Here is a 24,127-nt window from a genome sequence, read left to right on the forward strand (position 1 = left end):
GGCGCTCTGCTGGTTAGGTTGCCCCGTGAGAGTGAGTGCGCCGTCGAATCAGTCGCTGTCCTTTGACTCGGACTCAGGCTCGGGCTCGGAATCTGACTCTGACTCTGATGCGGGTTCGGGCTCGGGCTCGGGGGCGGCCGGGCGTCGCGCCACCAGGGTAATCTCCACGTTAGAGCCGCCGTGCAGCTTGGGTGACTCGGTGCAGGTGCGTGCCGGGTAGTTCGGTGCGGTGAAGAACTCCGCGTAGACTCCATTCAACTCTTCGATCCGATCCAGGTCGGTGAGGTGTATATCGACGCGGACCGCGTCCTCCATCCCGCAGTCCACCTGTTCGAGGAGGTGCACGAGGCGACGCATGACCAAGTGGGTCTCTTCGGCGATATCACCTAGCACGGCTCCGCCGCCCTGGATATCCGCCGCGGTAAGGCCTGACAGGTGCACGTAGTCATCGTCGAGCACCACGTGGCTGCCGGGAAAGGCCGGGGTAGGCAGGGTTGAATCGTTGTGAAACATCGGCATCGGGACGTCCTCCTTGTCGTGTGGCCGTAAGACTTTCAGACAGGCCAGATGCCGGGGATGTTCCTGGCAGGGTACCGATTGTCTCGTATCACAAGCGCCGACGAGGCTCATTGGCCTGCCACTGAGGCAGGCTTTTTGCATTCCGTTCCCCCCTCATCCATGCCATGTGCCATCATTCGTGGCCAGTCAACGAGCCCCTATTTACCAGACGGTGAGGCAAGACATGAGCAACACCCCCTTTCAGGCGCTGGCCTGCCCGCTGGATGGCGATGTGCTGCACAAAAACGGCAACACCTGGCGCTGCGGCGTCGGTCACAGTTTCGATATAGCCAAGCAGGGCTACGTGAACCTGCTGCCGGTGCAGAAGAAGCGCTCCCACGACCCCGGCGACAGCAAGGAGATGGTGGCGGCGCGTCAGCGTTTCCTGAATGCCGGCCACTACCGGCCGATTGCCGAGGCCGTCGGCCGGGTTGCGCTGAGCCACTTGGCAAGCGATGAGCCAAGCGATGCGTCTACCGACACCCCACTGAGCTGCCTGGACGCCGGCTGCGGTGAGGGCTACTACCTGCGCGAGCTGGCCAAGGCCTGGGGTGAGGCAGCAGACGAAACGACAGGCGGTGGACAGACTCTCTCCTTACTGGGTGTGGATATCTCCAAGTGGGCGGTGCTCGCCGCCGCCAAGCAAGGCAAGCAGGCCGGTCAGCAGGCCAGCTGGGTGGTGGGCAGCAACGCCAACCTGCCGGTGCAGCCCGGCACATTGGATATTGTGCTGTGCATGTTCGGCTTTCCCGTCTATCCGCAGTTCGCCCGCGTGATGAAGCCAGGTGGCATGCTGCTGATGGTCGAGGCCGGGCCGGATCATCTGCGGGAACTGCGCGAGATCATCTACCCGAGCCTGAAGCCCGAGCGCACCGAGGCCTCTCAGGTACCTGAAGGGTTCACGCCCTTGGCCACAGAGAGCATTCGCTATTCGCTCGAGCTTGCGGGCACTGAGGCCATTGCCGATCTGCTGGCGATGACACCGCACCTGTATCGCACCGGCGCCGCAGGCCGCGAGAAGGCCGCGGCACTGGAAGCGCTGACCGTCACCGTGGACGTGCGGCTGTCGTGCTTGTGTCGTGACCGCTGGTAGGGGAGGGCATGGCACTTATCGCTAAACTATCGCGCGCTATTTTTTTGCCAGAGGTTGATAGCAAGCTATCGTGCCCCCACCCAAGTGGGTAAACCAAGCCATTTGATACCGTCATTTGATATCGCCATCCGATACCGAGGAGCGTTTCATGAGCCAAGGCAACGAGTACGTCCCACCGAAGGTTTGGACCTGGGATCAGGCCAGTGGCGGCAAGTTCGCCAGCACCAACCGTCCCATCGCTGGGCCGACTCATGACAAGGAGCTGCCGCTCGGCAAGCACCCCTTCCAGCTCTATTCCATGGGCACGCCCAATGGGGTGAAGGCCACGGTGATGTTCGAGGAGCTGCTGGCGCTTGGCCATAAGGATGCCGAGTACGATGCCTGGCTGATTCGCATCGGTGATGGCGATCAGTTCGGCAGCGGCTTCGTGGAGATCAACCCGAACTCGAAGATTCCGGCCCTGCTGGATCATAGCACTACGCCTGCGACCCGGGTCTTCGAATCCGGCGCCATTCTGCTGTATCTCGCCGAGCGCTTCGGGGAATTCCTGCCGAATAGCCTGGCGGCCCGCACCGAGACCTTGAACTGGCTGTTCTGGCAGATGGGCAGCGCGCCCTTCCTGGGCGGCGGCTTCGGCCACTTCTACGCCTATGCGCCGGAGAAGCTCGAGTATCCGATCAACCGCTATGCCATGGAGACCAAGCGTCAGCTCGACGTGCTGGACCGTCGCCTGGCCGAGTCCGAGTACCTGGCCGGGGATGAGTACACCATCGCCGATATCGCCAACTGGGCCTGGTACGGCCAATTGGTGCTGGGCCGGCTGTATGATGCTGCCGAGTTCCTGCAAGTGCAGGAATACACCCACGTGCTGCGCTGGGCTAAGCAGATCGATGAGCGTCCGGCGGTCACTCGCGGGCGGATGGTCAACCGCACTTTCGGTGAGCCGGAGATGCAGCTCCACGAGCGCCACGACGCCAGCGACTTCGAATTGAAAACCCAGGACAAGCTCGAAACTCAAGACTAGGGTTAGCGCTGCCGGCCGCGCGGGCAGCTAAATGACCTGTGGATCACCCAGCGCCCATGAGGAAACCCTTGTGGGCGCTGTCCTGTTGGTGGTCTCGCCAATTTCCACTCTTGGGTGAGGTTAACCGTTAACAACACCGATCATCGCCGCCGCCAGTGAGCGTCGCGGCCGGCTGCGGCCCTGGGAGAAACGTAATGATGGGAGCTAGGTTATGAAAGCGCTGCTGCGCACCTATATGGAGGCATCGCTGATTCTTCGCGTCAGCATCGCGCTGGTGCTGGGGGTCGTGGTCGGCCTGCTGGGCGGCCAGGAGGCTGCCCAGTGGCTGGCGCCCTTTGGTGAGCTGCTGCTGCGGCTCTTGAAGTTTCTGATCGTGCCGATCGTGCTGTTCACGCTGATGGTCGGCATCAACCAGGCGCCGCTTGGCAGCACCGGGCGTTTGGGCCGCAAGCTGTTCGGCTACTACGTGGTGACCTCAGCGCTGGCGATCATGGTTGGGCTGGCGGTGGCGACCTTCTTTGCTCCCGGCAGCGGCATGACGCTGGATGAAAGCGCTCAGATCAGCGTGCCCGATAACCCGGGCATCGCCAATGTGCTGCTGAACATCGTGCCGGATAACATCGTCGCCGCCTTCGTCGATGGCAACCTTCTGGGCATTATCTTTACGGCGATGGCATTCGGCATCGCGCTGTTGATGCTGCGCAATTCCGATAGTCACGCCGAGCTTGGCGAGCGGCTGTATGGCGTGATCGAGGCGCTGAATGAAGTGACCCTCAAGGTCATGTCCGGCGTGCTTCACTATGTGCCGATCGGGGTGTTTGCGATCGTCGCCAAGACGGTCGGCCAGCAGGGCATGGAAACGCTGCTGTCGCTTGGCGACATGGTCGCAGTGCTCTACATCGCCCTGGCGGCGCAGTTGGTCGTCTACGCGGTGCTGATGAAGCTGTTCGGCGTGCGGCTGCGCGCCTTCTTCCGCGAGGCCCGCACCCCGATGGCCACGGCCTTCGCCACCCAGAGCAGTTCCGGCACCCTGCCGCTGACCCTGAATGCCTCACGCCGGCTTGGCCATGCGCGCAGCCTGTACGGCTTCAGCCTGCCGCTGGGGGCAACCATCAACATGGATGGCGCGGCGATTCGCATCGCGATTTCGGCGGTGTTCGCAGCCAATGTGATCGGCGCACCGTTGGATCTGATCAGCATGGCTCAGATCGTGCTGATCGGTACCCTGACCTCGATTGGCACCGCTGGGGTGCCGGGGGCCGGCATCGTGATGATCGCGACGGTCTTCGCTCAGGTGGGGCTGCCGATCGAAACGGTGGCGCTGCTGGCCGCCATCGATGCTCTGGTGGGCATGGGCTGCACCGCGCTCAACGTCACGGGGGATCTGGTCGGCACCTCGATCATTTCCCGTACGGAAGACAAGCACGCCGCTAAGCCCGAGGCGGAGGCCTCAACGGCCTGAGCTGCCGTCTGGCGGTGGGGAGAAGCGCCGGCACAGGGCGCGGCGCTTACTTCCAGCCCATCCGCCAGGTCTCGTCATCCTTGAGCGCCTGCCAGGGCAGGGTGAATTCCCGGCGGGTGATCACGGCTTCCAGCACCACCTGCACCACCTTTTCTTCCTCGTCGCGCACCAGCTTGGTCACCATGAAGTGCTTTTCCTTGTGCTTGGGCGCAACGGCCGTCCACTTGCTTTGCTGAAGCTTATCGGGATTGATCCTGTGCATCGGTGCGCCACTCCTGCGTTTTTCTGTCTTGAATAGGCGGTTTCGCCGTATGCAAAAACGCCCCCTGACGCTGTGGTCCGGGGGCGTACTGTTTCGATTTATCGAACCGCATGGCCTTACGTAGGCTGGCCGGCATCCTGCGGCTGCTGGTTGAGCGGCCGGGCGGGGAAGTGCTTGTTCAGCTTGCCGATCTGATAGAGGTCATTTAGGTAATTGTCGGCTTTGGCAATCAGGTGCGTGAACAGGATCAGCGCGTAGATCAGCAGCATCAGGACCGATTCATCATGCATCCAGGCCGCCGGGACATCGTAGCCGATGGAGTAGACGCTCAAGCCACCCAGGAACAGGGCCAGCAGGCAGTTGATGATGATCAGGGCGATAGCAATGCCGCGGGAGTCCTTAGACGGCGGATTGGTCTTGATGCCAAAAGGATGACGAATCCGGATCTTGCCGTTGCAGATGATGTTGTTCTTGCGGCGCAGCAGCGGTTCCACGTTGGGAAGCTCGTCGGCTCGAGAGAAGGCGGCCAGCGCCACCCGCGGGTCGAAGTCGTTACCGAAAAAGGCCTTCACGCCTTTGATGAACCCCATTGATGAACCCGTTTCGCGGTATTCCTTGGCCCCGTTTGCCAGTTCTTCCACTTCTTGCTTGCCGATGCGGGCGCGCTTCTCTTCGTCAGCGAAGTTCTGGCTGTGATAGATGTCGTATAGCTGATAGACGGCAATCGAAACACCCGCATAAATCAGCAAGAAAATCAGAATACTCAGCATGTCACTAGGCTCCTTATGTGGTGGCACGTCACTGTGATGAAGACCGGCTGCCCTGATGCCCTGAAACGTGTTGGCGCGAGGCGATGACAGGACGGCTGGAGGGATACTGCAGGGTGTCTCCAAGGCAGTATCGAGACGTATCTCTTGCCACCTCTTTTGTCATTTCCTTTGCAACGCCCTTGAAGCAGTAGCGAAAAGTCTCGCAGCAAAGAGGTTCACTCATATGCTGGAAATGTTGCTCCCACGCTTGACCTGAATCAACCGCCAAGGCCTTGAGTGCGCGCATTTACCGCACCCATGACAGGGCCTGTGTGACGTTTCCATCAAGCGGAGAGGCCGGCTGGGCGACTTAAGATCGCGGTAAGGCAGGGCCAAGGGCCAACTGCTGAAAGGGCCTGAACGAAAACGCCCCATCCAGCATGGCTGAATGGGGCGTAGTGGCGGTCTAGCTTGCATCGATTGACTCTCTAGCGGCTAACGCTTTCGCCGCTGCTTGCTTCAATACTGCGGGTTTTCCTCGTAAAGCTCCGCCTTGGCGTCACGCAAGACATCTTCGCAGGCGGCCTGATGAGCAAGCTGGGTGAGCAGACTGTGCGTCACCTCAAACCCTTTACCCAGGCAAATATCGACATCTTCCTGGCTCACCCGAGGGGTCACATCGCAGTCAATCTGGATCGTACGTCCGCCACCATCCAGCCTGTTGGCAAGCGCCCTGATGCTCCAGGCGATGCGTTCCTTCCAACTGGCTGCTTCTTCCACGCCTTCGTTTACGTTAAACGTGCACTGCCATTCAGGTCGATATACCTTCATGAAAACCTCCGTGCTGGCTTGGTAAGAATGATCGATCGTGATGCCTACTCCATTGACTGTCGGTGGTGCACGGTCAGCATACAGGTTTTTAGCCGCTGATCCAGTACTGTGCTGTCGTGCCGGGCCGCAGACGTCCATGCTGGCCTATGCTGAGAGGTGAGCGAGCGCTATCTATTCTTTCTCGCTGCGCAGTGCCGCCAGTTTGTTCAGGTACTGGCTGCCCCAGGCTTCCAGTTCCTTGAGGATCGGCTCGAGCGTCTCACCGAAAGCGGTCAGGCGGTATTCGACCCTGGGCGGCACTTCAGCATAGACGTGACGGTGGACGATGCCGTCACGCTCCAGCTCGCGAAGCTGCTTGGTCAGCATGCGCTGGGTCACCGATGGCATCAGCCGGCGCAATTCGTTGAAGCGTTTGGTGCCATCCATCAGGTGGAAGAGAATCACGCCTTTCCACTTGCCGCCGATGGCCTCGATGGCCGCTTCCACGGAGCAGCCGAAGCTGCAGGCGTAGCTCTTATGGCGCATGTTTTGATGATCCATGTTCGGGTATCGCTGGGTCAGGTGTCGCGGGACGGGGCTTTGCCCGTTGGTTGCAGTATACAAAAGTGTACCTAGGAGCCTTGGGGAGACTAAGGCACCCAAAGATCACTACCGCACAGCAATGTGCATACTTGTTCGTCACCATGGTACCCCTATACTCGGTCAGCCATACACTTACCGATAGGAGCCCGCCATGAAAGCCGTTGGTTACAAGCAGTCGCTGCCGGTCACCGCCGCCGGAGCGCTCGAGGACATCGAGCTGCCGACCCCTGAGGCCCGTGGCCGCGATCTTCTGGTGCGCGTCGAGGCCGTCTCGGTCAATCCGGTCGACACCAAGATTCGCCAGAAAGTGTCGCCCGAGGGCGGCGAGTACAAGGTGCTTGGCTGGGATGCCGCCGGCGTGGTCGAGGCCGTCGGGGAAGAGGTGACCCTGTTCCAGCCCGGCGACAAGGTCTGGTACGCCGGTGCCGTCGATCGCAGCGGCACCAACGCGCAGTTTCATCAGGTCGATGAGCGCATCGTCTCCAAGATGCCCACGTCGCTAAGCTTTGCCGAAGCGGCGGCGTTGCCGCTGACCACGATCACCGCCTGGGAGATGCTCTTTGATCGCCTGCAGGTGCCCGAGAGCAACGCCGGTTCGCTGCTGATCATCGGCGCGTCGGGCGGTGTGGGCTCGATCATGATCCAGCTCGCCAAGCGGCTTACCGACCTGACCGTGATCGCCACTGCCTCAAGACCGGAAACCCGTGCCTGGGCCAAGGAGTTGGGCGCCGATCATGTCATCGACCACCGCCAGTCGCTGGTCGACGGGCTGAAGGCCGCCGACCTGCCTGCGGTGGACTATGTGGCAAGCCTGACTCATACCGACGAGCATCTGGCCGCTATCGCCGAACTGATCGCGCCTCAGGGGCGGCTCGCGGTGATCGATGATCCTGCGTCCTTCGACATCATGCCGTTCAAGCGCAAGAGCGTATCGGTGCATTGGGAGTTCATGTTCACTCGTTCACTCTTCCAAACGGCGGATATGATCGAACAGCACCGGCTGCTAGAGCGCGTCGCCCAGATGGTCGACGGCGGTGAGCTGGTCACCACGCTAGCCGACGAGTTCGGCACCATCAACGCTGAGAACCTGCTGCGCGCCCATGCGCTGCTGGAGTCCGGCAAGGGGCGCGGCAAGATCGTGCTGCGTGGTTTTTGATGGGTTCGTCAGCCGTCCTGTGATGTGTCGGGGGCTTGTGACGCAGCCCCGTACGGCGCCTGGGCCGTCTGCATGTCGCCCTCGGCCGGCTCATACGGGGCGATAGCGGGCGCGATCACGTCCATGTAGTTGCGGATGCGCTTTACGTAGTGCACCGGCTCGTAGCCGCGGGCATAGCCGTAGCGCGTCTTGGGGTAGTAGCGCTTGTCGGCCTTGAGCGGCAATACCTCCTTCATGTCTTCCCAGGAATCCGGGTTCTTGCCCAGGCTGCGGGCCAGTTCTCGGGCATCCAGCAAGTGGCCACGCCCGATGTTGTAGCTGGCAAGCGCCAGATAGGTGCGATCCGGTTCGGGGATATCCTCGGGCAGTCGGGCATGGCGGTCGGCCAGATAGCGAGCGCCGCCCTCGATGGCGGCCTCGGGGTCCAGGCGGTTGGTGACGCCGAGCGACTCGGCGGTGTTGCGGGTCAGCATCATGATGCCGCGCACGCCGGTCGGGGAGACCGCGCTGGGGTCCCAGTGGGATTCTTGATAGGCCAGGGCGGCCAGCAGGTCGGCCGACATGCCGGTGTTTTTCTCTGCCTCGATAAACAGGTCGACGAAGTTTGGCAGCCGGTCGTCGATGCGGCGATTCAGGGTGCGCAGGTCGACGAAATCAAACTCACCGATATAGGCGTAGTAGCGCTCGTTCATCGCCTCGATGGCGGCCTGGCCTGCGTCACTATTCATCCACTGCCTGGCCTCGCCGGCCAGCGCTTCCTGCCCGTCAGGCAGGTACCAGCCCAGGGTGCTGCCGGCGGTCAGGTTCATGGCGACTTCCAGGTGCGGGAAGTGACGGCGCACCATCTTGACGATATTGGAGTCGGCGACGGTGCAGTCCAGCGTCCGGTTGGCCACAGCTTCCAGCAGCACCTCGGTGGAGCGCGGGTCCTCCTCGAAGGCGATGCCGGTGTGATCATTGACCAGCGAGGCAAGCTGCTGGGAGTAGCTTGAGGCCGCGGTCACGCGGATCTCGACGTCGGTCAGTTCCTCGAGTTGGCGGGGCAGGGGGCGCATGTCCCGATGGCAGACCAGTTGTTCGACGATATCGGTATGGCTCGGCCCCGGCGTGAAACGCTGATCCCGGCTGGGCAACCGGGTCAGCCCTGCCGCGGCCAGGTGTACCTTGCCGGATTCGAGGGCCTCGAGCACCTGGGAGGTGGAATCAAACACCGACCACTCGATCTCCCAGCCTTGGGCCTCGGCGAAGCGCCGTGTCAGGTCGAATTCGGGGCCGGCAGGCGTTTCGTGGCGGTCGAGATAGTAGGTGGTGGCGCCGTTGCGGGTGGCGACCTTGAGGACGCCGGTCTCTTCGGGCGTGGCTAAATCGTGGGAATCGCCACAGCCTGCGAGCATGAACAGGACCGCTGCCAGCAGAATGCCCAGCGAAAATCGGGTCATGAGGTTGCTCCATAGCCAACGGCATTCGAGACAGTGCGCACAATCATTCGAATACCCAAGAGAAGTCTTTTACATTAACAGCCTAATGCCGATGGCTTCTCAACGGCGGACTGGCTGAGTGACGCGCTATTGATGCATCGTGATCGCTCGAGCCTGCTTGGCTGACCTCGGATTGAAACGATATGAATTCAGAGCTGCTCCTCGATAAACTGCTGGATCTCTTGCCTGATGCGGTCTGCGCGGTCGATGTCGAGGGGCGCTTCGTCTTTATCAGCTCCGCCTGCGAGCGCATCCTGGGTTACTCGCAGCAGGAATTGATGGGCACGCCCATGATCGATCTGGTTCATCCGGATGACCGGCAGCGCACGCTGGCGACCGCCGCCGAGGTGATGGACGGCCAACTCAAGATGCATTTCGAGAATCGCTATATCCACCGGGATGGGCATGCCGTCGATATCATGTGGACGGCACGTTGGCTGGAGGAAGAGCGCATTCGTCTGGCGGTGGCGCGTGACGTCACCGCGATCAAGCGAGCCGAACGCGTTCAGCAGGCGATCTACCGTATTTCCGAGGCGGTGTATCAGGTCGATGGCCTGGTCGAGCTCTACCAACGGATTCACCGGGTGATCGGCGAACTGCTGCCGGCCGACAACTTCCAGGTGGTGCTGTTCGATGCGGCCAAGGGCTGGCTGACCTTCCCATATTACATCGATGAGCGCTTGCCTTTGCCGGCATCGCAGCCGCTCACTCCCGGCACCCCTCTCTCTGACGTTCTTCACTTCGGCCAGGCGCTACTGATCACCGCCGAGCAGGCCGAAGCGCAGGGCCAGGCATGGATCGATTGGTTGGGCGTGCCGCTGATTTCGCAGGATGGGGTGATCGGTGCGGTGGTCATGCAGAGCTATAGCGATGTCATTCGCTACACCGAAGAGGAAAAGGCGCTACTGCAGTTCATCTCCACGCAGGTCGCCGCCGCCATCTCGAGAAAGCAGACCGAGGCCCGTCTCGAGCACATGGCCCGTCATGACCCGCTGACCGCGTTGCCCAACCGCATGCTCTTCAATCAGCACGTAGATATGTGCTTGAAGCGCGCCATGCGTAATGGCGAGCCCCTGGCGCTTTTGTATCTCGATCTGAATGACTTCAAGGACATCAATGACACCTTGGGTCACGAAGCGGGCGACGAGCTGCTGTGCGAGGTAGCACGGCGGCTCGAGAAGAGCGTGCGTGACTCGGATATGGTGGGGCGCATGGGCGGTGATGAGTTTACGGTGCTGTTGACCGATGTTGCAGATCAGGCCGCCGTCAGCGTCGTGGCGGACAAGATTCGTGCGGCGCTTGCCGAGCCTTTCCGCCTGGGCGGTCGACGGCTCGAGGTCGAGATGACGGTGAGCATCGGCACGGCGCTTTACCCCGAACAGGGCAGTGATCGCCAGCAGCTGTTCCGCCACGCGGATAATGCCATGTATGCCATCAAGCGTTGCCTGAGCTGAGCACCGCTTCGCTCAAATCTCTTTATCGATTCTTGCTCGACGTCAGCTGCCAATAGGGGGTACAGAGAGCGCCGGGCGTGGGAATAGGCCCGGCGCGATGGGGCTACAGCTCGGCGTTATGGTAGACGTTCTGCACGTCGTCCAGGTCGTTGAGCATATCGAGCAGCTTCTCGAACGGTGCCACGTCATCGCCCTCGACCGGGGTGTGGGTCTGGGGCAGGAACTGGATCTCGTCGACTTCGAAGTCCAGCTCGCCGTATGCGTCGATCAGCGCCTGCTTGGCCTTGGCATACTCGGTGTGCGGCGCAAAAACGGTGATGTGGCCGTCCTCGTTCTCGATGTCGGTGACGTCGACTTCGGCCTCCATCAGTGACTCCAGCACGTCCTCCTCGTCTTCGCCGACAAAGCGCAGGATCGCGCAGTGGTCGAACATGTGGCTGACGCTGCCCGGCGTGCCGATCTTGCCCTTGCCCTTGTTGAAGGCGTTGCGGACATCGCCGAAGGTGCGATTGGGGTTATCGGTCAGGCATTCGACGATGATCATGCAGCTGGCCGGACCAAAGCCTTCGTAGCGGGCCGGCGAGAAGTCCTCGCCGCCGGCGCCGGCGGCCTTGTCCAGCGCCTTGTCGATCACGTGCGAAGGCACCTGATCCTTCTTGGCGCGCTCGATCAGGCCGCGCAGCGACAAGTTGCTGCTGGGGTCGGTACCGCCCGACTTGGCGACCACGTAAATCTCACGGCCGTACTTGCTGTAGACCTTGGTTTTCGCATCGGCCGTCTTGGCCATGGATTCCTTGCGGTTCTGGAAGGCCCTGCCCATCGTGTCATCCTGTTGCGTCGTGATCGAAGCCGAAATCTTACTTAACAACCGAAATCGGTAACAGGGGTATTTGTTACCGTGAGATGTCGTGCGGTTTCCAGACGATCCCGCCAAGGGTCTGGTATCCTGCTCGTCCTCGCTTTTTCCCGCTGCCAAGGACCCCACACCGTGTCTGATGCCACCTCTTTCGCGCGCCTGCCACTGGCCGATGCGCTGCTGACCAATCTCGACGCGCTGGGCTATCACTCCATGACGCCGATCCAGGCCCAGAGCCTGCCGCCGATGCTCGATGGCCGCGACGTGATTGGGCGCGGCAAGACCGGCTCGGGCAAAACGGCGGCCTTCGGTCTGGGGCTGCTATCGAGACTAGATCTCGCGCGTCTGGATGTCCAAGGACTGGTGCTGTGCCCGACCCGTGAGCTTGCCGACCAGGTGGCCGGCGAACTGCGCCGTCTGGCCCGCGCCCTGCCCAACGTCAAAGTGCTGACGCTGTGCGGCGGTGCTCCCTTCGGCCCGCAGCGTGGCTCGCTGGAGCACGGCGCTCACCTGATCGTCGGCACCCCCGGCCGGGTCGAGGAGCACCTGCGCAAGGGCACCTTGTCTCTCAATTCGCTCTCGACCCTGGTGCTCGATGAGGCGGATCGCATGCTCGACATGGGCTTCAAGGATGCCCTGGAGGCGATCATCGGCGAGACGCCGGAAGATCGTCAGACGCTGCTGTTCAGCGCAACCTATACCGATGCCATTCGCCCCATAGCCGAGGCGCTGATGCGCGAGCCGGTCACCGTTGAAGTCGAGTCGACCCACGACAGCGCCAGCATCCGGCAGCACTTCTTCCAGGTGGCCGACGAAGAGGCGCGCTTCGAGGCCCTGCGTCTCTTGCTGCTGACTCATCGCCCCGCCACCAGTGTGGTGTTCTGCAATACCAAGCGGGAAACGCGCGAAGTGGCGGATGCGCTTTGCGAGCACGGTTTCAGTGCCCTGGCCCTGCACGGCGATCTCGAGCAGCGTGACCGGGATCGCACCCTGGTGCTGTTCGCCAACCAGAGCGCCTCGATTCTGGTCGCCACCGACGTGGCCGCCCGCGGCCTGGATATCGACGCCCTGGATGCGGTCTTCAACTACGGTATCGCTCGCGAACTCGAGGTGCACGTGCACCGTATCGGCCGCACTGGCCGGGCCGGGGGCAGCGGCATGGCCTGCACCCTCTATGGCCCGAAGGAGGCCTTTCGCCTCGAGAAGCTCGGCGAGCGCCTGGGCGAGACCTTCGCGGCTGAGACGCTGCCATCTCGCCAGGCGCTCGCCGAGGCGCCCTTAGCGCCGCCGATGGTCACCCTGCAGATCGACGGCGGGCGCAAGCAGAAGGTGCGCCCCGGCGATATTCTTGGCGCCCTGACCGGCGAAGGCGGTCTCTCCGGGGATGCGGTCGGCAAGATCAAGGTGCTGGATCGCAGCACTTTCGTCGCCGTACGCCGCGAACAGGCCAAGGCGGCTCTCGAGCAGCTCGGCAATGGCAAGCTCAAAGGGCGCTCCTTCCGTGCCCGGCGGGTTAGCCGCTAGGCTCGTCCCTCATACTGGGGTGTCAGGCCATGCAAACGGATCGTTACCAGGAGACGCATATGGATCAGCAGCGCACCGAAAACTCGCTTACCCTGCACCTGGGCCACGAGGAGCTGATTATCCGCCAGCGCTACGAGGCGTTGAGCATCTTCAACGATGTGTTGATCGCGCTGTGGTTTCTGGCGGGCAGCATTCTGTTCCTGTATCCCGAGCAGGAGCATCTGGCGATCTGGATGTTCATCATCGGCAGCTTCCAGTTCCTGGTGCGCCCGGCGATTCGCCTGGCGCGCCACCTGCATTTGCAGCGCATTCCCGAGGCCGACAGCGGCGGCTAGTCGGCGGGCGCTTGGCAGCACGAGCGGTCTCGGTTGCCGGGCTAGGGGCACGGCACCTGCTAGCCGCTTCGGTCACCGTCGGACGTCCACATCCGAGGCGTCCGGCGCACCGGCCATGACAGCCTTCGGGCTGGCTTGCGCGTCTTGATCAAGCTTTAGCAAGAGGCACACCGAGTCACTGCCGTGCTCCAGCGCCTGCTCCTTGAAGCCGAGCTCCTTGGCCATGCGCCGCATGGCCGCGTTTTCCAGCATGACCTCGCCTTCTACCCAGGTGATGCCCATGCGTCGGGCGTGATCGAGCATGGCCTGCATCAGGCAGTAACCCAGCCCAGACTGCTTCATGTCGCTTCTTACCATCACCGCGAATTCGGCCCGTTCATGATTGGGCTCGGCGATCAGATGAACGGCGCCGAGAATGCTAGTGGCCCCCTGAGGCTGAGCGACGAAGGCCATTTCGCGCTCGTAATCGAGCTGCGTCAGGCGGGCGGCGAAGGCATGATCGAAGCGTTTGATGGCGGCAAAGAAGCGTAGCCGGATATCGCTGCGATCGGAGCGCTTGAGCATCTCCACCAGGGCGTTTTCGTCTTCGGGGCGGATGGGCCGTAGGCGGTAGCGCTGGCCGGTTTGGGTGACGATGTCCTGCTCGAGCTCCCGTGGGTAGGGGCGAATGGTCATGGGGGCCCGGGGCTTGCTGGCTACGCGCACCACGATCCGGGCATCCAGGGCGATCACGCCGCTGGCATCGGCCAGCAGCGGGTTGATATCCAGCGACACCACTCTTGGCAGACAGGCGACGAGCTGCGAGAGCTTGACCAGCGCCAGCACGATGGCCTCGATATCGGCGGCGGGGCGGTCACGATAGCCCTCGAGCAGCCGCGATATCCGGGTGCGCTGGACCATGTCCTGTGCCAGCAAGGGATTCAGCGGCGGCAAGCCGATCACCCGGTCGCCGATCACTTCCACGCCTGTGCCGCCCTGGCCGAATAGCATCACCGGACCGAAGATCGGGTCTTCGGCGACGCCCAGAATCAGCTCGAAGGCGCCGGGGCGGCGAATCATCGGCTGCACGTTGACCCCCTCGATACGTGCCTCGGGGTGAGACTGACGCACCCGGGCCAGCATGTCATCGGTGGCCTGGCGCACGGCCTCTCGGGAGGTCAGGTCGATCTTTACGCCGCCCACATCGGACTTGTGGCTGATGTCCTTCGACAGAACCTTCACCACCGCCGGGTAGCCTAGCTCGTCGCTGCAGCGGGCGGCCTCTTCGCCGTCTCGGGCTTGGCGAGCGGGCACCACCGGTACGCCGAATGCGGCCAGCAGGGCGCTGGCCTCGGGCTCGGTGAGCACCTCTCGGTTCTCGGCGAGTACCGTGTCGATGATCGCATTGGCCTTGGCCGGCGCGTCCTCGGGAAGGTCCGTCACCGCCGGGGGCGTTTCCATCAGCAGTTCTTGGTTGCGGTGGTGGTGCCACAGATGCCCGAAGGCCTGTACCGCCTGCTCGGGCGTGTCGTAGAAGGGCAGGCGCCTGTCGGCGAAGAGTCGGCGTGCCTGGGCGCCAGCGGCCTCGCCCAGCCAGCAGCTGAGCACCGGTAGGTGGCGGCCATGCAGGGTGTTGATCACGGTCTTGGCCGCCTCGAAGCTGTCGGCCACGGCCGTCGGGCAGTTGATGACCAGGATGGCGTCGGCATCACCGGCCTCTATCAGCGCCTCCAGCGCCACCACATAGCGCTCGCCTGGGGCGTCGCCGAGAATATCCACCGGGTTGCCGTGAGACCAGGTGGCCGGCAGGCGAGTGTCCAGGTGGGCCAGTGTCGCCGGCGACAGCGTGGCTAGCTGGCCGTTGCCTTCGGCGAGCTCGTCCACCGCCAGCACGCCGATGCCACCGCCGTTGGTCAGCACCGCTAGCCGGTCGCCCTTGACCCTTGTGCCGGAGGCCAGGGTGCCCACTGCCTGGAATAACTCGTCGAGAGTCTTGACCCTGAGCATGCCGGCACGCCGGAAGGCGGCATCATAGACCGCATCGGCGCCGGCCATGGCGCCGGTATGCGATAGCGCGGCCTTGGCACCGGCGTCACTGCGGCCGGCTTTGACCACCACGACCGGCTTGTTACGCGAGGCCATGCGCGCCGCCGAGAGGAACTTGCGCGCTTCGCTGACTGCCTCGACATAGAGCAGGATCGCATGGGTATTAGGGTCGAGGGCCAGGTAATAGAGCATGTCGCCGAAGTCGACATCGCTCATCGCGCCTAGTGACGACATGTGCGAGAAGCCGATGCCGCGGTTTACGGCCCAGTCGAGTACCGAGGTGGCCACCGCGCCGGACTGGGTGACGAAGGCTATGTTGCCGGGGGGCGCGGCGAGATGGGCAAAACTGGCATTGATGCCGGCATGGGGCGCCATGATCCCCAGGCAGTTGGGGCCGACGATGCGCATCTGGTAAGGGCGTGCGGCATCCAGCATTGCCTGCTTGAGCGCCTGCCCCTCCGCATGGTTGCCTTCACCAAAGCCTGCCGTGATCACCACCGCGGCGCGACAGCCTCGCTCGCCAAGCTCACTGACCAGCGCCACCACCGTGTTCGGCGGGGTGCAGATCACGGCGAGGTCCGGGGCAATGGGTAGGTCGGCTACCGAGCGATAGTTCAGGGTCGAGCGGATCGCGGTTTCATGCGGGTTAACGGTCATCACCGGCCCTTTGAAGCCACCCTCGTAGAGGTTCTTGGCCAGCACCGCACCGACCGAGCTCGGTCGGTTGCTGGCGCCGATCAGGGCGATGGAAGAGGGGGTGAACAGGGCATCAAGATTACGAATCGACACGTTGGCGCTCACTTTTTGGCATTAGCCTGGCACGGCAGGAATAGTCACTAGACCTCAGCCTAGCCGATGCCCCCGGCGCTCACCCTGACAAGGATCAAGCTAGCCCGGATCAAATCAGTGCCGGGTGATGCCGTCGCCGTCCGCCGTGTCGGCCTGAGCTGTTAGCTGTCAGCTAGCGTCGGCCTCGATCAGGCTGCGAGCCTGGCGGCGGTCCTGCAGGGGGCTGGCGCCGAAGGTGCGTTTGTAGTCGCGGCTGAACTGGGCAACGCTGCGATAGCCCACCGCATCGGCGGTCTGATTGACGTTCAGGTCGTCATGGCTCAGTAGCTGGCGCGCCTTGATCAGGCGCAGCCGTTTCAGATATTGCAGTGGCGTGGCGCGGGTCACCTGCTTGAAGTGCTGATGAAAGGACGAGACGCTCATGTTGGCATCCCGGGCCAGCACCTCGACCGAGGCATTCTGGGTGACGTCGGCATGCATCTGGGTCAACGCCTGGATGATTTGAGAATAGTGGCCCTGATGATTCACCAGCGCGCGCAGTGCCGGGCCCTGCTCGCCCTTCAAGGCCTCGAAGATGACTTCTCGCACCCGCGCCTCGCCCATTACGCGTGCGTCAAGCGGGTCATTGAGGGCGCGCAACAGCCGCACGACCGCTTCCTGCATGCTGGCGGTCATGGCCACCGAGTCCATCGGCAGCGGTTCGTGTGAGGGCGAGGTCGCGTCGATTCCTACTTCATGGCCGGTCGTCTCGAGTACCAGCTCGCTGAGCACCGCCGGTTCGATGCGCACGGAAAGCCCCAGCAGCGGTGCCTCGGGTGAGGCAAAAGTTTCGCACTCGAAGGGCATGGGCAGGGTCTGTACCAGGTACTGGCCTGGGTCGTAGTGAATTTCGCGGTCACCGAGATAGCCGATCTTGCGGCCTTGGAACACGATGACCAGGCTCGGTTCATACATCAGTGGTGTGCGCGGCACCTGATGGTGGCAGGCCATCAGCGATACCGCCGGCACCGCGCTTTGGGTGAACCCGTCGCGATTGATCAGCGGCTCGATCAGCGTCATCAGGCGGGAAGAGAGCGCCATGGGAGTTCCTGTCGGTGGTGATTCAAAGTCGAGGCGTCGGTAAGAGCAGGGCGCTGCCGACATGGCTATATGATGACTGAATCATGCCGTTTTTGGCGAGAAACACCGCTGCTTGAAGCCCTGTTTTGTAGGAATAGGCAAAAATGGCGCAGGATCGTTTGTCGTCGTGGTGCGGTCATAGGGCCACAATGATGTCCTCTCATCATTTTTGCATGAGCCCAACTCTCTCAGGAGGACACGCAACTCATGAGCCATCAAGCCAATGCTTATGCCGCCCATTCGGCCGAGACGGACCTTGCCCCGTTCAGCTTCGAGCGCCGCACGCCGCGCCCGGACGACGTGTCCATCGAAATCGATTACTGCGGTGTCTGCCACTCTGACCTGCACTTCGCCCGCAACGACTGGGGCATGAGCCAGTATCCGCTGGTGCCGGGCCACGAGATCGTCGGCCGCGTCACCGCGGTGGGTAGCGATGTCACCCAATACAAGGTCGGCGATGTCGTCGGCGTGGGCTGCATGGTTGACTCCTGCCGCCACTGCAGTGCCTGTAAGGACGATCTGGAGCAGTACTGCCTGGAAGGCATGACCATGACCTACGGCAGCCCGGATCGCCATGACGGCACCATGACCCAGGGGGGCTACTCCGACTCGGTGGTGGTCAGCGAGCGCTTCGTGGTGTCGATTCCCGATAACCTCGACCCCGCCGTGGCGGCCCCGATGCTGTGCGCCGGCATTACCACCTATTCGCCGCTGCGCCACTATGGCGTCAAGGCCGGCGACCGGGTCGGCATCATCGGCATGGGCGGCCTTGGCCACATGGGCGTCAAGTTTGCCAAGGCGCTGGGCTGTGAAGTCACCCTGTTCACTCGCTCGGAGTCCAAGGTCGGCGAGGCCAAGAAGCAGGGCGCCGATCATGTCATCGTTTCAACCGATGAAGAGCAGATGGCGGCCGCGGCCGAGCATTTCGACTTCCTGCTCGACACCGTGCCGGTTCCCCACGACCTGAATCCGTACCTGGCGACCCTGAAGTACGATGGCACCCACATTCTGGTCGGCCTGATCCAGGAAGTGGACCCGGCGCTGGTGGGCGGTAACCTGGTGATGAAGCGCCGGGTGCTGGCCGGCTCGCTGATCGGCGGCATGGCGGAAACCCAAGAAGTGCTGAATTTCTGCGCCGAGCATGACATCAGCTGTGATATCGAGATGGTCGATATCCAGAACATCAATGAGGCCTTCGAGCGCATGCAGAAGGGCGACGTGAAGTATCGCTTCGTCATCGACATGGCAAGCCTCAAGGATGCCTCGGCGGCCTGATCCGTTCGCTGACAAGTCCTCTGCGCCCGCCTCGGCTTTGCCGTGGCGGGCGTTTTTATGCCGGTTTGAAAAACCACGGTGAGTCCCAAAGCGCAGCGCTGCCATGACGCCGGCCACATTTTGCCTGCGCGGGTTTACCCTCTTGCCCTGTGAACATGCGATGATGCACGCAGCGCCTGACTCATGGGCGCGCAACCGGCAAGGCAGGGCCCGTGAAGGCGTTATGAAGATACCCAAGAGACTGCAACCGCTCGTCGACGATGGCATGATCGACGCCGTGGAAGGTCAGCTGATGAGCGGCAAGGAAGCCAATGTCTACGTGGTGCGCTGCGGCGATACCCTGCGCTGTGCCAAGGTGTTCAAGGAAGCCCGCCAGCGCAGCTTCAAGCAGGCGGTGCAATATCAGGAAGGCCGCAAGGTGCGTAACAGTCGCCGCGCTAGGGCGATGGCGAAGAAGACCCGTTACGGTCAGCAGGAGCAGGAATCCGCCTGGCTGAACGCCGAGGTCGATGCCCTCTATCGCCTGGCGTCGGCCGGGGTGCGTGTCCCTGAGCCCCATGGCTTCATCGACGGCGTGCTGCTGATGGAGCTGGTCGCCGATAGCGATGGCAGCGCCGCGCCGCGCCTGGATGACTGCGAGCTGAGCGAGGCCGAAGCGCTGGCCTACCATGATCAGGTGATACGCGAGGTGGTGCGCATGCTGTGTGCCGGCCTGGTGCACGGCGACCTTTCGGAATTCAACGTGCTGCTCGATGCCGCTGGGCCGGTGATCATCGACCTGCCTCAGGCGGTGGACGCCGCCGGTAACAATAGCGCGGCGATGATGCTGCGCCGGGACGTGGATCGCATGCGCGCCTATTTCGGCCGCTTCGCCCCGGCGCTGCTGGAAACCGAGTACGGCCACGAAATCTGGGCCCGCTTCGAGGCCGGCGAGCTGACGCCGGACAGCCAACTGACCGGCCGCTTCGTCCACGACACTAACGAGGTCGATGTCGACGACCTGATGGCGGTCATCGATGACGTCATTGAAGAGGAAAGCGAGCGCCGGGACCGCGTCGCCGCCGATGACGAAGAGGATCGCTGAGCCGACCCACGGGCTTCGGGCCCTCTCATACGACTAACCCCTTTCCCGCGTCCCGGCGGCTGGTCGGCGGCCTAGATCAGCCAGGCCACCGCCAGTCCCGCTACCAGCGACGCGATCATCGGCAGGGCGACTCGCCAACGCAGTTGCCGGTTGCCGATGACGCTCGCCAGTCCCGCCTTGACCAAGTTGTTGACCGAAGCCGCCAGCACGATGCCGAGCACGGCGGTGGGCAGTGTCAGGCTGTGTTCGGCCATGCGTGTCAGCGATAGGGTGATGGCATCCACGTCGGCAATGCCCGAGACCGCTGCCAGCAGATAGATCCCGGCATCACCGAGCCATTCGCGCAGCCATTCGCCCAGCAGCATCACCGCTGTCAGCAGTGCGGCGAACAGCAGCGCCGATTTGAGCTCCAACGGGTTCTGAGTAGGTGTCGGTTCCTCTAGCGCTGCGCCGTCATGGTGGTTGTGCCATAGCCAGAACGCCGGCAGCCACAGCAGCAGCGCCATCACCGCGACCGGCATTACCAATGGGCCCAGCAGAGCCGGGTGGATCAATAGGCAATAGAGCAGAATACGCGGGAACATGGTGCCACAGGCGATCAGGATGCCGGCGGCCAGCAGCGGGTCGAGCCCAGGCGAGCGGCGTGACAGGCGGGCGAAATGCAGGGTCAGAGCGGTCGAGGAACTCAGCCCGGCAAACAGGCTGGTGAAGAGGATGCCGCGGCGGGTGCCACCCAGGCGCATGGCGAAGTATCCGACGAAGGAGATCGCGGCGATCATGATCACCAGCCACCAGATGGTGGTGGGGTTAATGGCGCCGCCCGGTCCCAGGTCTTGATTGGGTAGCAGCGGCAGGATCACCACCGTGATCAACAAGAGCTTGAAACCAGCATCCAGCTCGTGGCGCTGCAGCTTCTGGAGCAGGCCATGAATCTCGTGCTTGTTGTCGAGGATTAGCGCGGTGATCACCGCCGCGGCGGCAGCCAGCGTCGGGTCGACGGCCATCGCGAGGGCACCGTAGCAGAAGGTCAGCAGCATACCGACCATGCCGGTGATGCTGTAGTTGGGGACTTCGCGGACCCGGGCCTGATAGGCGATCAGGCTGGACACTGCGACGCCAAGGAAGATCGCCGGGAAGGCCCAGGGCGTGATGCGCTCGGCAAGCAGGGCTGCGATGCCGCCGAGCAGGCCCACCAGAGCGAAGGTGCGGATGCCGGCGATACGCTGCCCCGCCGCTTCGTCGCGGGATTCCCAGCCCCGCTCTAGGCCGATCAGGGCGCCCAGCAGCAGCGCTATCCCCAGCCGTATGGCCAGATGATGGCTGGTCAGGAACTGATGGGTAACCTCGTCCATGGGCATCGCTCCTTGCCCGCCCAACGTCGACGGGATTCGCACCAATAAGGTCAGTATGGCCCTCAGTCTGCATCGCTGTCGTCAGTGATGTCGGTCGCTCGCGCTTGGCGTCGTTGCCAATAGTGGGACGATTGGACAAGACTTCCCAGCCTGCTCATGTGGTCAAATGCCCTGCGCCACCCTTACCATCGCAGGCCTGGGTCTGACGCATGCCCTTCGGCCCTTCCTCTATACGGAGCCCCCATGTCGCGATCCGAGACACGACTCAAACAAGGCCTATCGTTGGCCGCGCGTGCCGGCTATGTCGCCAAGGGGATCGTCTACTTGCTGATCGGTGGCCTGGCCTCGCTGGCGGCGGTAGGGCTTGGCGGGGACAATGTCGGCTCCAAGGAAGCGATCAACCAACTGGTCAGTCGACCCTTTGGCGATGTCATGATCGGCCTGCTTGGTGCCGGGCTGTTTGCTTATGCCCTGTGGCGCCTGCTGCAGGCGCTGTTGGATATCGAAGAGGTGGGGCTGGGCGTCAAGGGAAGCGGGACGCGGCTGGGGTTTCTCATCAGCAGCCTCACTCACGCCAGCCTCGGGGTCTACTGCTTCGACCTGATGCGTAACGTAGCAACGGCGTCGGGAGAAGCCGCTGCTCAGGATCGTACCGCTCTGCTGATGAGCCACCGGGGCGGCGTGGTCATGGTCTTCGCCGTCGGTCTAGTGTTCCTGGGGGTTGGCCTGCGGCAGCTGTGGCGGGCCATCACCCGTTCCTACCTCGATAACTGGCACCATCAGGACATGTCCACGGCGCAGCGCCGCTTCTTCGAGGGCATCACCCGCTGGGGGCTTTCCGCTCGCGGGGTGGTCTTCATGATCATCGGTCTCTTTCTTTGCATCGCCGCATGGCGGACCGACCCGAGTCAGGCTCAGGGGCTTGGCGGCGCGCTGAACGTGCTGGCCGCCCAGCCTTTCGGCCCCTGGTTATTGGGCGTGGTGGCGCTCGGCCTGTTCGGCTATGGGCTCTACTGCCTGATCAACGCTGCCTTCCGTGATACCAGCGTCGACTGAGCAGGCAGGGATAGGCCCCAGGTACGCCTCGCTACTCGCCTTGGGGCAGGACCTGGCAAGCTCGGTCACGGGGAAGCAAAATCTTGTGGCGGCCTTGGGCCTTGGCGGGCTCAGGCCCCCTGCCGCCTTCCGATGGCCACGCTCGGCTGAGATAAGCCATCGACAGCGTGCTTGTCGGCTGCTGACTGCTTACACTCGGAAGATTCCGGGATAGGTGCCGGTCGAGTAGGCAAGCAGGCCTATAGCCATCAATACAAGGAGTTATTTCATGGACGTTATCCGCATTGTGTTCGCGATTCTGCTGCCCCCGGTGGGTGTCTTTCTTCAAGTCGGCCTGGGTTTGCAGTTCTGGATCAACATCTTGCTGACGCTGCTGGGTTATATCCCCGGCATCGTCCATGCGGTGTGGATTATCGCGCGGCGTTGAGACGACCGCATGGCCAAGGGGAGGCCCGCTTTGGGTTGGGGCTTCTTGGTGCCGATGAGTGGATTCGAACCACCGACCTGCGCATTACGAATGCGCTGCTCTGCCAACTGAGCTACACCGGCGTGGCGAAGGCGGAAGGGCCTGAGCGGAGGGATACGCTGAGAATAGGGGCAACGCGAGTTGCCCGCTAGCTCATCCGGTCGGATGTTTGTCCTCGGCTGTCGGTTCTTGGCGGTTTGCCATTAGCCCTTGGCCTCGTGCACCCGGGTCAGGCCTTCCTGGGCAGAGGAGGCGACCAGTCGGCCCTGGCGGTCATAGAGGCTGCCGCGAGCAAAGCCACGGGCACCGCCGGCCCAGGGGCTGTCCATGTCGTAGCGTAGCCAGTCGTTAACGGTGACGTCCTGGTGGAGCCATAGCGAATGATCGAGGCTGGCGATCTGTAATTGCGGGTCACCGAAGGCAACGCCGTGGGAGACCAGCGAGGTGGTCAGCAGATTGAAATCCGAGCTGTAGGCCAGCAAATAGCGGTGCAGGGCAGGGTCGTCGGGCAGCTCTCCTGCCAGCCGGAACCATAAACGTTTGCGCGGTGCGCCATCGCTACCGGGAGGCTCGTCTTTCAGGTGCAGGAACTCGATAGGATGGCCGTCGAAGCGCTGGACCCTGGCGCCTTGCTCAATCAGCGCTTCCGGGTCCTCGGCGTCGGGCATGGTGAGCTGATGATGAAAGCCGGGCTCGTCACCCTGGAAGGAGACACTGCAGAAGAAGATCGGTTTGCCCTTCTGAATGGCGGTGATTCGGCGGGTGGTGAAGCTGCCGCCATCGCGAACCCTGTCGACCTGATAAACCACGGGAAGCTTCGGGTCGCCTGGCCTCAGGAAATAGCCATGTAGGGAATGCGCGCGACGCTCGGCAGGCACTGTGCGGGTCGCCGCCGAGAGCGCCTGACCGAGGACCTGGCCGCCGAACAGCTGGGGGAAACCCAGGTCCTGGCTGTGGCCCCTAAAGATGTTTTCCTCGATCATTTCAAGCCCGAGTAGAGCCACCAGATTGTCCAACGCTGACATGATGTGATCCTCTGACATGGCGTTACGGACGCCATACGCTTGTTTCAATCTTCACAGCATACCCGAGAGGCTCGCCGATGCGCAGCGACGAATTCTACATGCACCGCGCCCTGGATCAGGCGCGCCTTGGCCTGGCGGCAGGGGAGGTGCCGGTGGGCGCCGTGGTGGTAGATGGCGAAGGCGACATCATTGGCGAGGGCTTCAATGCCCCGGTGGGTAGCCATGACCCCAGTGCCCATGCCGAGGTGCGGGCGTTGCGCGATGCGGCTCAGAGGCTTGGCAACTATCGCCTCGACGGCTGCACGCTGTATGTCAGCCTGGAACCCTGCCTGATGTGCACGGGGGCGATTATCCACGCGCGCCTGGCGCGAGTGGTCTACGGTGCCGCCGAGCCCAAGACAGGCATGGTGGAGTCTCGCGCCAACCTCTTCGCTCAGCCCTGGTACAACCATCGAGTCGAGGTGGAGGGCGGTCTTTTGGCCGTTCAGGCCAAGCGCTTGCTAAAGACGTTCTTCGCCGATCGCCGTTAACGGGTGGGTCTCTTCGCGAAATCGTGGGTCAGGTGGGGAGTG

The 24,127-nt window shown here is 62.8% G+C and carries 23 protein-coding genes and 1 tRNA gene; 12 read left to right on the forward strand and 12 right to left on the reverse strand.

Annotation, left to right across the window (positions count from 1 at the left end; genetic code table 11):
• Positions 1–48: 48 nt before the first annotated feature.
• Positions 49–519 carry a RidA family protein gene (locus BLR71_RS03460; protein WP_092523158.1) on the reverse strand — a complete coding sequence of 157 codons (471 nt, stop codon included), beginning with the start codon at positions 517–519 and terminating at the stop codon, positions 49–51.
• Between the two features lie 223 nt (positions 520–742).
• On the opposite strand from BLR71_RS03460, the gene BLR71_RS03465 reads away from it, so the two are divergent.
• The 3 genes from BLR71_RS03465 to BLR71_RS03475 all read left to right on the forward strand — a co-directional run bounded on the left by BLR71_RS03465 (position 743) and on the right by BLR71_RS03475 (position 4,137).
• The gene (locus BLR71_RS03465) at positions 743–1,651 is read left to right on the forward strand and encodes a putative RNA methyltransferase (RefSeq protein WP_092523159.1); all 909 of its coding nucleotides are present in this window, start codon (positions 743–745) and stop codon (positions 1,649–1,651) included.
• A gap of 148 nt (positions 1,652–1,799) precedes the next feature.
• A complete protein-coding gene (yghU, locus tag BLR71_RS03470; RefSeq protein ID WP_092523161.1) occupies positions 1,800–2,675 on the forward strand; it encodes a glutathione-dependent disulfide-bond oxidoreductase in 876 nt (291 codons plus the stop codon).
• 211 nt (positions 2,676–2,886) lie between these two features.
• Positions 2,887–4,137 carry a dicarboxylate/amino acid:cation symporter gene (locus BLR71_RS03475; protein ID WP_092523162.1) on the forward strand — a complete coding sequence of 417 codons (1,251 nt, stop codon included), beginning with the start codon at positions 2,887–2,889 and terminating at the stop codon, positions 4,135–4,137.
• 46 nt (positions 4,138–4,183) lie between these two features.
• Here BLR71_RS03475 and BLR71_RS03480 read toward each other — a convergent pair whose 3' ends face one another.
• The 4 genes from BLR71_RS03480 to BLR71_RS03495 form a co-directional block, all read right to left on the reverse strand.
• The gene (locus BLR71_RS03480; protein ID WP_092523164.1) at positions 4,184–4,399 is read right to left on the reverse strand and encodes a TIGR02450 family Trp-rich protein; all 216 of its coding nucleotides are present in this window, start codon (positions 4,397–4,399) and stop codon (positions 4,184–4,186) included.
• 116 nt (positions 4,400–4,515) lie between these two features.
• Positions 4,516–5,169: a hypothetical protein gene (locus tag BLR71_RS03485; protein WP_092523166.1), complete on the reverse strand. Its 654-nt coding sequence runs from the start codon at positions 5,167–5,169 to the stop codon at positions 4,516–4,518.
• Positions 5,170–5,667: 498 nt separating this feature from the next.
• The gene (locus BLR71_RS03490; RefSeq protein ID WP_092523168.1) at positions 5,668–5,979 is read right to left on the reverse strand and encodes a hypothetical protein; all 312 of its coding nucleotides are present in this window, start codon (positions 5,977–5,979) and stop codon (positions 5,668–5,670) included.
• 171 nt (positions 5,980–6,150) lie between these two features.
• A complete protein-coding gene (locus BLR71_RS03495) occupies positions 6,151–6,504 on the reverse strand; it encodes a winged helix-turn-helix transcriptional regulator (RefSeq protein WP_175491606.1) in 354 nt (117 codons plus the stop codon).
• Positions 6,505–6,712: 208 nt separating this feature from the next.
• Between BLR71_RS03495 and BLR71_RS03500 the strand changes: the two genes are divergently transcribed.
• A complete protein-coding gene (locus BLR71_RS03500) occupies positions 6,713–7,717 on the forward strand; it encodes a zinc-binding alcohol dehydrogenase family protein (protein ID WP_092523172.1) in 1,005 nt (334 codons plus the stop codon).
• 8 nt (positions 7,718–7,725) lie between these two features.
• On the opposite strand, the gene mltF is transcribed toward BLR71_RS03500, so the two are convergent.
• Positions 7,726–9,156: a membrane-bound lytic murein transglycosylase MltF gene (gene mltF, locus BLR71_RS03505; protein ID WP_092523174.1), complete on the reverse strand. Its 1,431-nt coding sequence runs from the start codon at positions 9,154–9,156 to the stop codon at positions 7,726–7,728.
• A 182-nt stretch (positions 9,157–9,338) separates the two neighbouring features.
• Here mltF and BLR71_RS03510 point away from each other — a divergent pair, with 182 nt between their 5' ends.
• Entirely contained in the window at positions 9,339–10,649 is a 1,311-nt protein-coding gene (locus BLR71_RS03510; protein WP_092523176.1) for a sensor domain-containing protein, read from the forward strand.
• A gap of 103 nt (positions 10,650–10,752) precedes the next feature.
• Here the strand turns inward: BLR71_RS03510 and BLR71_RS03515 are convergent, their stop codons facing one another.
• Positions 10,753–11,469: a YebC/PmpR family DNA-binding transcriptional regulator gene (locus tag BLR71_RS03515; RefSeq protein ID WP_092523178.1), complete on the reverse strand. Its 717-nt coding sequence runs from the start codon at positions 11,467–11,469 to the stop codon at positions 10,753–10,755.
• A 168-nt stretch (positions 11,470–11,637) separates the two neighbouring features.
• Between BLR71_RS03515 and dbpA the strand changes: the two genes are divergently transcribed.
• Both dbpA and BLR71_RS03525 read left to right on the forward strand, forming a co-directional pair.
• The gene (dbpA, locus tag BLR71_RS03520; protein ID WP_092523180.1) at positions 11,638–13,029 is read left to right on the forward strand and encodes an ATP-dependent RNA helicase DbpA; all 1,392 of its coding nucleotides are present in this window, start codon (positions 11,638–11,640) and stop codon (positions 13,027–13,029) included.
• 29 nt (positions 13,030–13,058) lie between these two features.
• Positions 13,059–13,364: a YrhK family protein gene (locus BLR71_RS03525; RefSeq protein WP_245696326.1), complete on the forward strand. Its 306-nt coding sequence runs from the start codon at positions 13,059–13,061 to the stop codon at positions 13,362–13,364.
• A gap of 72 nt (positions 13,365–13,436) precedes the next feature.
• On the opposite strand, the gene BLR71_RS03530 is transcribed toward BLR71_RS03525, so the two are convergent.
• Both BLR71_RS03530 and BLR71_RS03535 read right to left on the reverse strand, forming a co-directional pair.
• Positions 13,437–16,178, reverse strand: a complete 2,742-nt coding sequence (locus BLR71_RS03530) for a bifunctional acetate--CoA ligase family protein/GNAT family N-acetyltransferase (RefSeq protein ID WP_092523184.1) — start codon at positions 16,176–16,178, stop codon at positions 13,437–13,439.
• Positions 16,179–16,346: 168 nt separating this feature from the next.
• On the reverse strand, positions 16,347–17,258 hold the full coding sequence (locus tag BLR71_RS03535; RefSeq protein WP_092523186.1) for an AraC family transcriptional regulator: 912 nt from the start codon (positions 17,256–17,258) through the stop codon (positions 16,347–16,349).
• A gap of 246 nt (positions 17,259–17,504) precedes the next feature.
• On the opposite strand from BLR71_RS03535, the gene BLR71_RS03540 reads away from it, so the two are divergent.
• Both BLR71_RS03540 and BLR71_RS03545 read left to right on the forward strand, forming a co-directional pair.
• Positions 17,505–18,572 (forward strand): NAD(P)-dependent alcohol dehydrogenase, encoded by a 1,068-nt coding sequence (locus tag BLR71_RS03540; RefSeq protein ID WP_092523188.1) that lies wholly within the window; start codon positions 17,505–17,507, stop codon positions 18,570–18,572.
• A gap of 223 nt (positions 18,573–18,795) precedes the next feature.
• Entirely contained in the window at positions 18,796–19,656 is an 861-nt protein-coding gene (locus tag BLR71_RS03545; protein WP_092523190.1) for a PA4780 family RIO1-like protein kinase, read from the forward strand.
• A 71-nt stretch (positions 19,657–19,727) separates the two neighbouring features.
• Here the strand turns inward: BLR71_RS03545 and BLR71_RS03550 are convergent, their stop codons facing one another.
• Positions 19,728–21,008 carry an MgtC/SapB family protein gene (locus BLR71_RS03550; protein ID WP_092523192.1) on the reverse strand — a complete coding sequence of 427 codons (1,281 nt, stop codon included), beginning with the start codon at positions 21,006–21,008 and terminating at the stop codon, positions 19,728–19,730.
• A gap of 243 nt (positions 21,009–21,251) precedes the next feature.
• On the opposite strand from BLR71_RS03550, the gene BLR71_RS03555 reads away from it, so the two are divergent.
• Both BLR71_RS03555 and BLR71_RS03560 read left to right on the forward strand, forming a co-directional pair.
• Positions 21,252–22,064 carry a DUF1206 domain-containing protein gene (locus tag BLR71_RS03555; protein ID WP_092523194.1) on the forward strand — a complete coding sequence of 271 codons (813 nt, stop codon included), beginning with the start codon at positions 21,252–21,254 and terminating at the stop codon, positions 22,062–22,064.
• A gap of 268 nt (positions 22,065–22,332) precedes the next feature.
• Positions 22,333–22,491, forward strand: a complete 159-nt coding sequence (locus BLR71_RS03560; protein ID WP_092523196.1) for a YqaE/Pmp3 family membrane protein — start codon at positions 22,333–22,335, stop codon at positions 22,489–22,491.
• Positions 22,492–22,537: 46 nt separating this feature from the next.
• Here BLR71_RS03560 and BLR71_RS03565 read toward each other — a convergent pair.
• Both BLR71_RS03565 and BLR71_RS03570 read right to left on the reverse strand, forming a co-directional pair.
• Positions 22,538–22,613, reverse strand: a tRNA-Thr gene (locus BLR71_RS03565).
• Between the two features lie 120 nt (positions 22,614–22,733).
• A complete protein-coding gene (locus tag BLR71_RS03570) occupies positions 22,734–23,555 on the reverse strand; it encodes an acyl-CoA thioesterase (RefSeq protein WP_422730753.1) in 822 nt (273 codons plus the stop codon).
• Between the two features lie 77 nt (positions 23,556–23,632).
• On the opposite strand from BLR71_RS03570, the gene tadA reads away from it, so the two are divergent.
• A complete protein-coding gene (gene tadA, locus BLR71_RS03575) occupies positions 23,633–24,085 on the forward strand; it encodes a tRNA adenosine(34) deaminase TadA (protein ID WP_092523198.1) in 453 nt (150 codons plus the stop codon).
• Positions 24,086–24,127: the final 42 nt, after the last annotated feature.

Origin of the sequence: Onishia taeanensis, from assembly GCF_900100755.1 — a bacterium.
In the GTDB taxonomy this organism is placed as follows: domain Bacteria; phylum Pseudomonadota; class Gammaproteobacteria; order Pseudomonadales; family Halomonadaceae; genus Onishia; species Onishia taeanensis.

Coding starts and splice junctions, on each gene's coding strand:
- BLR71_RS03460 (WP_092523158.1), bottom strand. CDS start 519: ATGCCGATGTTTCACAACGATTCAACCCTGCCTACCCCGGCCTTTCCC.
- BLR71_RS03465 (WP_092523159.1), top strand. CDS start 743: ATGAGCAACACCCCCTTTCAGGCGCTGGCCTGCCCGCTGGATGGCGAT.
- yghU (WP_092523161.1), top strand. CDS start 1,800: ATGAGCCAAGGCAACGAGTACGTCCCACCGAAGGTTTGGACCTGGGAT.
- BLR71_RS03475 (WP_092523162.1), top strand. CDS start 2,887: ATGAAAGCGCTGCTGCGCACCTATATGGAGGCATCGCTGATTCTTCGC.
- BLR71_RS03480 (WP_092523164.1), bottom strand. CDS start 4,399: ATGCACAGGATCAATCCCGATAAGCTTCAGCAAAGCAAGTGGACGGCC.
- BLR71_RS03485 (WP_092523166.1), bottom strand. CDS start 5,169: ATGCTGAGTATTCTGATTTTCTTGCTGATTTATGCGGGTGTTTCGATT.
- BLR71_RS03490 (WP_092523168.1), bottom strand. CDS start 5,979: ATGAAGGTATATCGACCTGAATGGCAGTGCACGTTTAACGTAAACGAA.
- BLR71_RS03495 (WP_175491606.1), bottom strand. CDS start 6,504: ATGCGCCATAAGAGCTACGCCTGCAGCTTCGGCTGCTCCGTGGAAGCG.
- BLR71_RS03500 (WP_092523172.1), top strand. CDS start 6,713: ATGAAAGCCGTTGGTTACAAGCAGTCGCTGCCGGTCACCGCCGCCGGA.
- mltF (WP_092523174.1), bottom strand. CDS start 9,156: ATGACCCGATTTTCGCTGGGCATTCTGCTGGCAGCGGTCCTGTTCATG.
- BLR71_RS03510 (WP_092523176.1), top strand. CDS start 9,339: ATGAATTCAGAGCTGCTCCTCGATAAACTGCTGGATCTCTTGCCTGAT.
- BLR71_RS03515 (WP_092523178.1), bottom strand. CDS start 11,469: ATGGGCAGGGCCTTCCAGAACCGCAAGGAATCCATGGCCAAGACGGCC.
- BLR71_RS03525 (WP_245696326.1), top strand. CDS start 13,059: ATGCAAACGGATCGTTACCAGGAGACGCATATGGATCAGCAGCGCACC.
- BLR71_RS03535 (WP_092523186.1), bottom strand. CDS start 17,258: ATGGCGCTCTCTTCCCGCCTGATGACGCTGATCGAGCCGCTGATCAAT.
- BLR71_RS03540 (WP_092523188.1), top strand. CDS start 17,505: ATGAGCCATCAAGCCAATGCTTATGCCGCCCATTCGGCCGAGACGGAC.
- BLR71_RS03545 (WP_092523190.1), top strand. CDS start 18,796: ATGAAGATACCCAAGAGACTGCAACCGCTCGTCGACGATGGCATGATC.
- BLR71_RS03550 (WP_092523192.1), bottom strand. CDS start 21,008: ATGGACGAGGTTACCCATCAGTTCCTGACCAGCCATCATCTGGCCATA.
- BLR71_RS03555 (WP_092523194.1), top strand. CDS start 21,252: ATGTCGCGATCCGAGACACGACTCAAACAAGGCCTATCGTTGGCCGCG.
- BLR71_RS03560 (WP_092523196.1), top strand. CDS start 22,333: ATGGACGTTATCCGCATTGTGTTCGCGATTCTGCTGCCCCCGGTGGGT.
- BLR71_RS03570 (WP_422730753.1), bottom strand. CDS start 23,555: ATGTCAGCGTTGGACAATCTGGTGGCTCTACTCGGGCTTGAAATGATC.
- tadA (WP_092523198.1), top strand. CDS start 23,633: ATGCGCAGCGACGAATTCTACATGCACCGCGCCCTGGATCAGGCGCGC.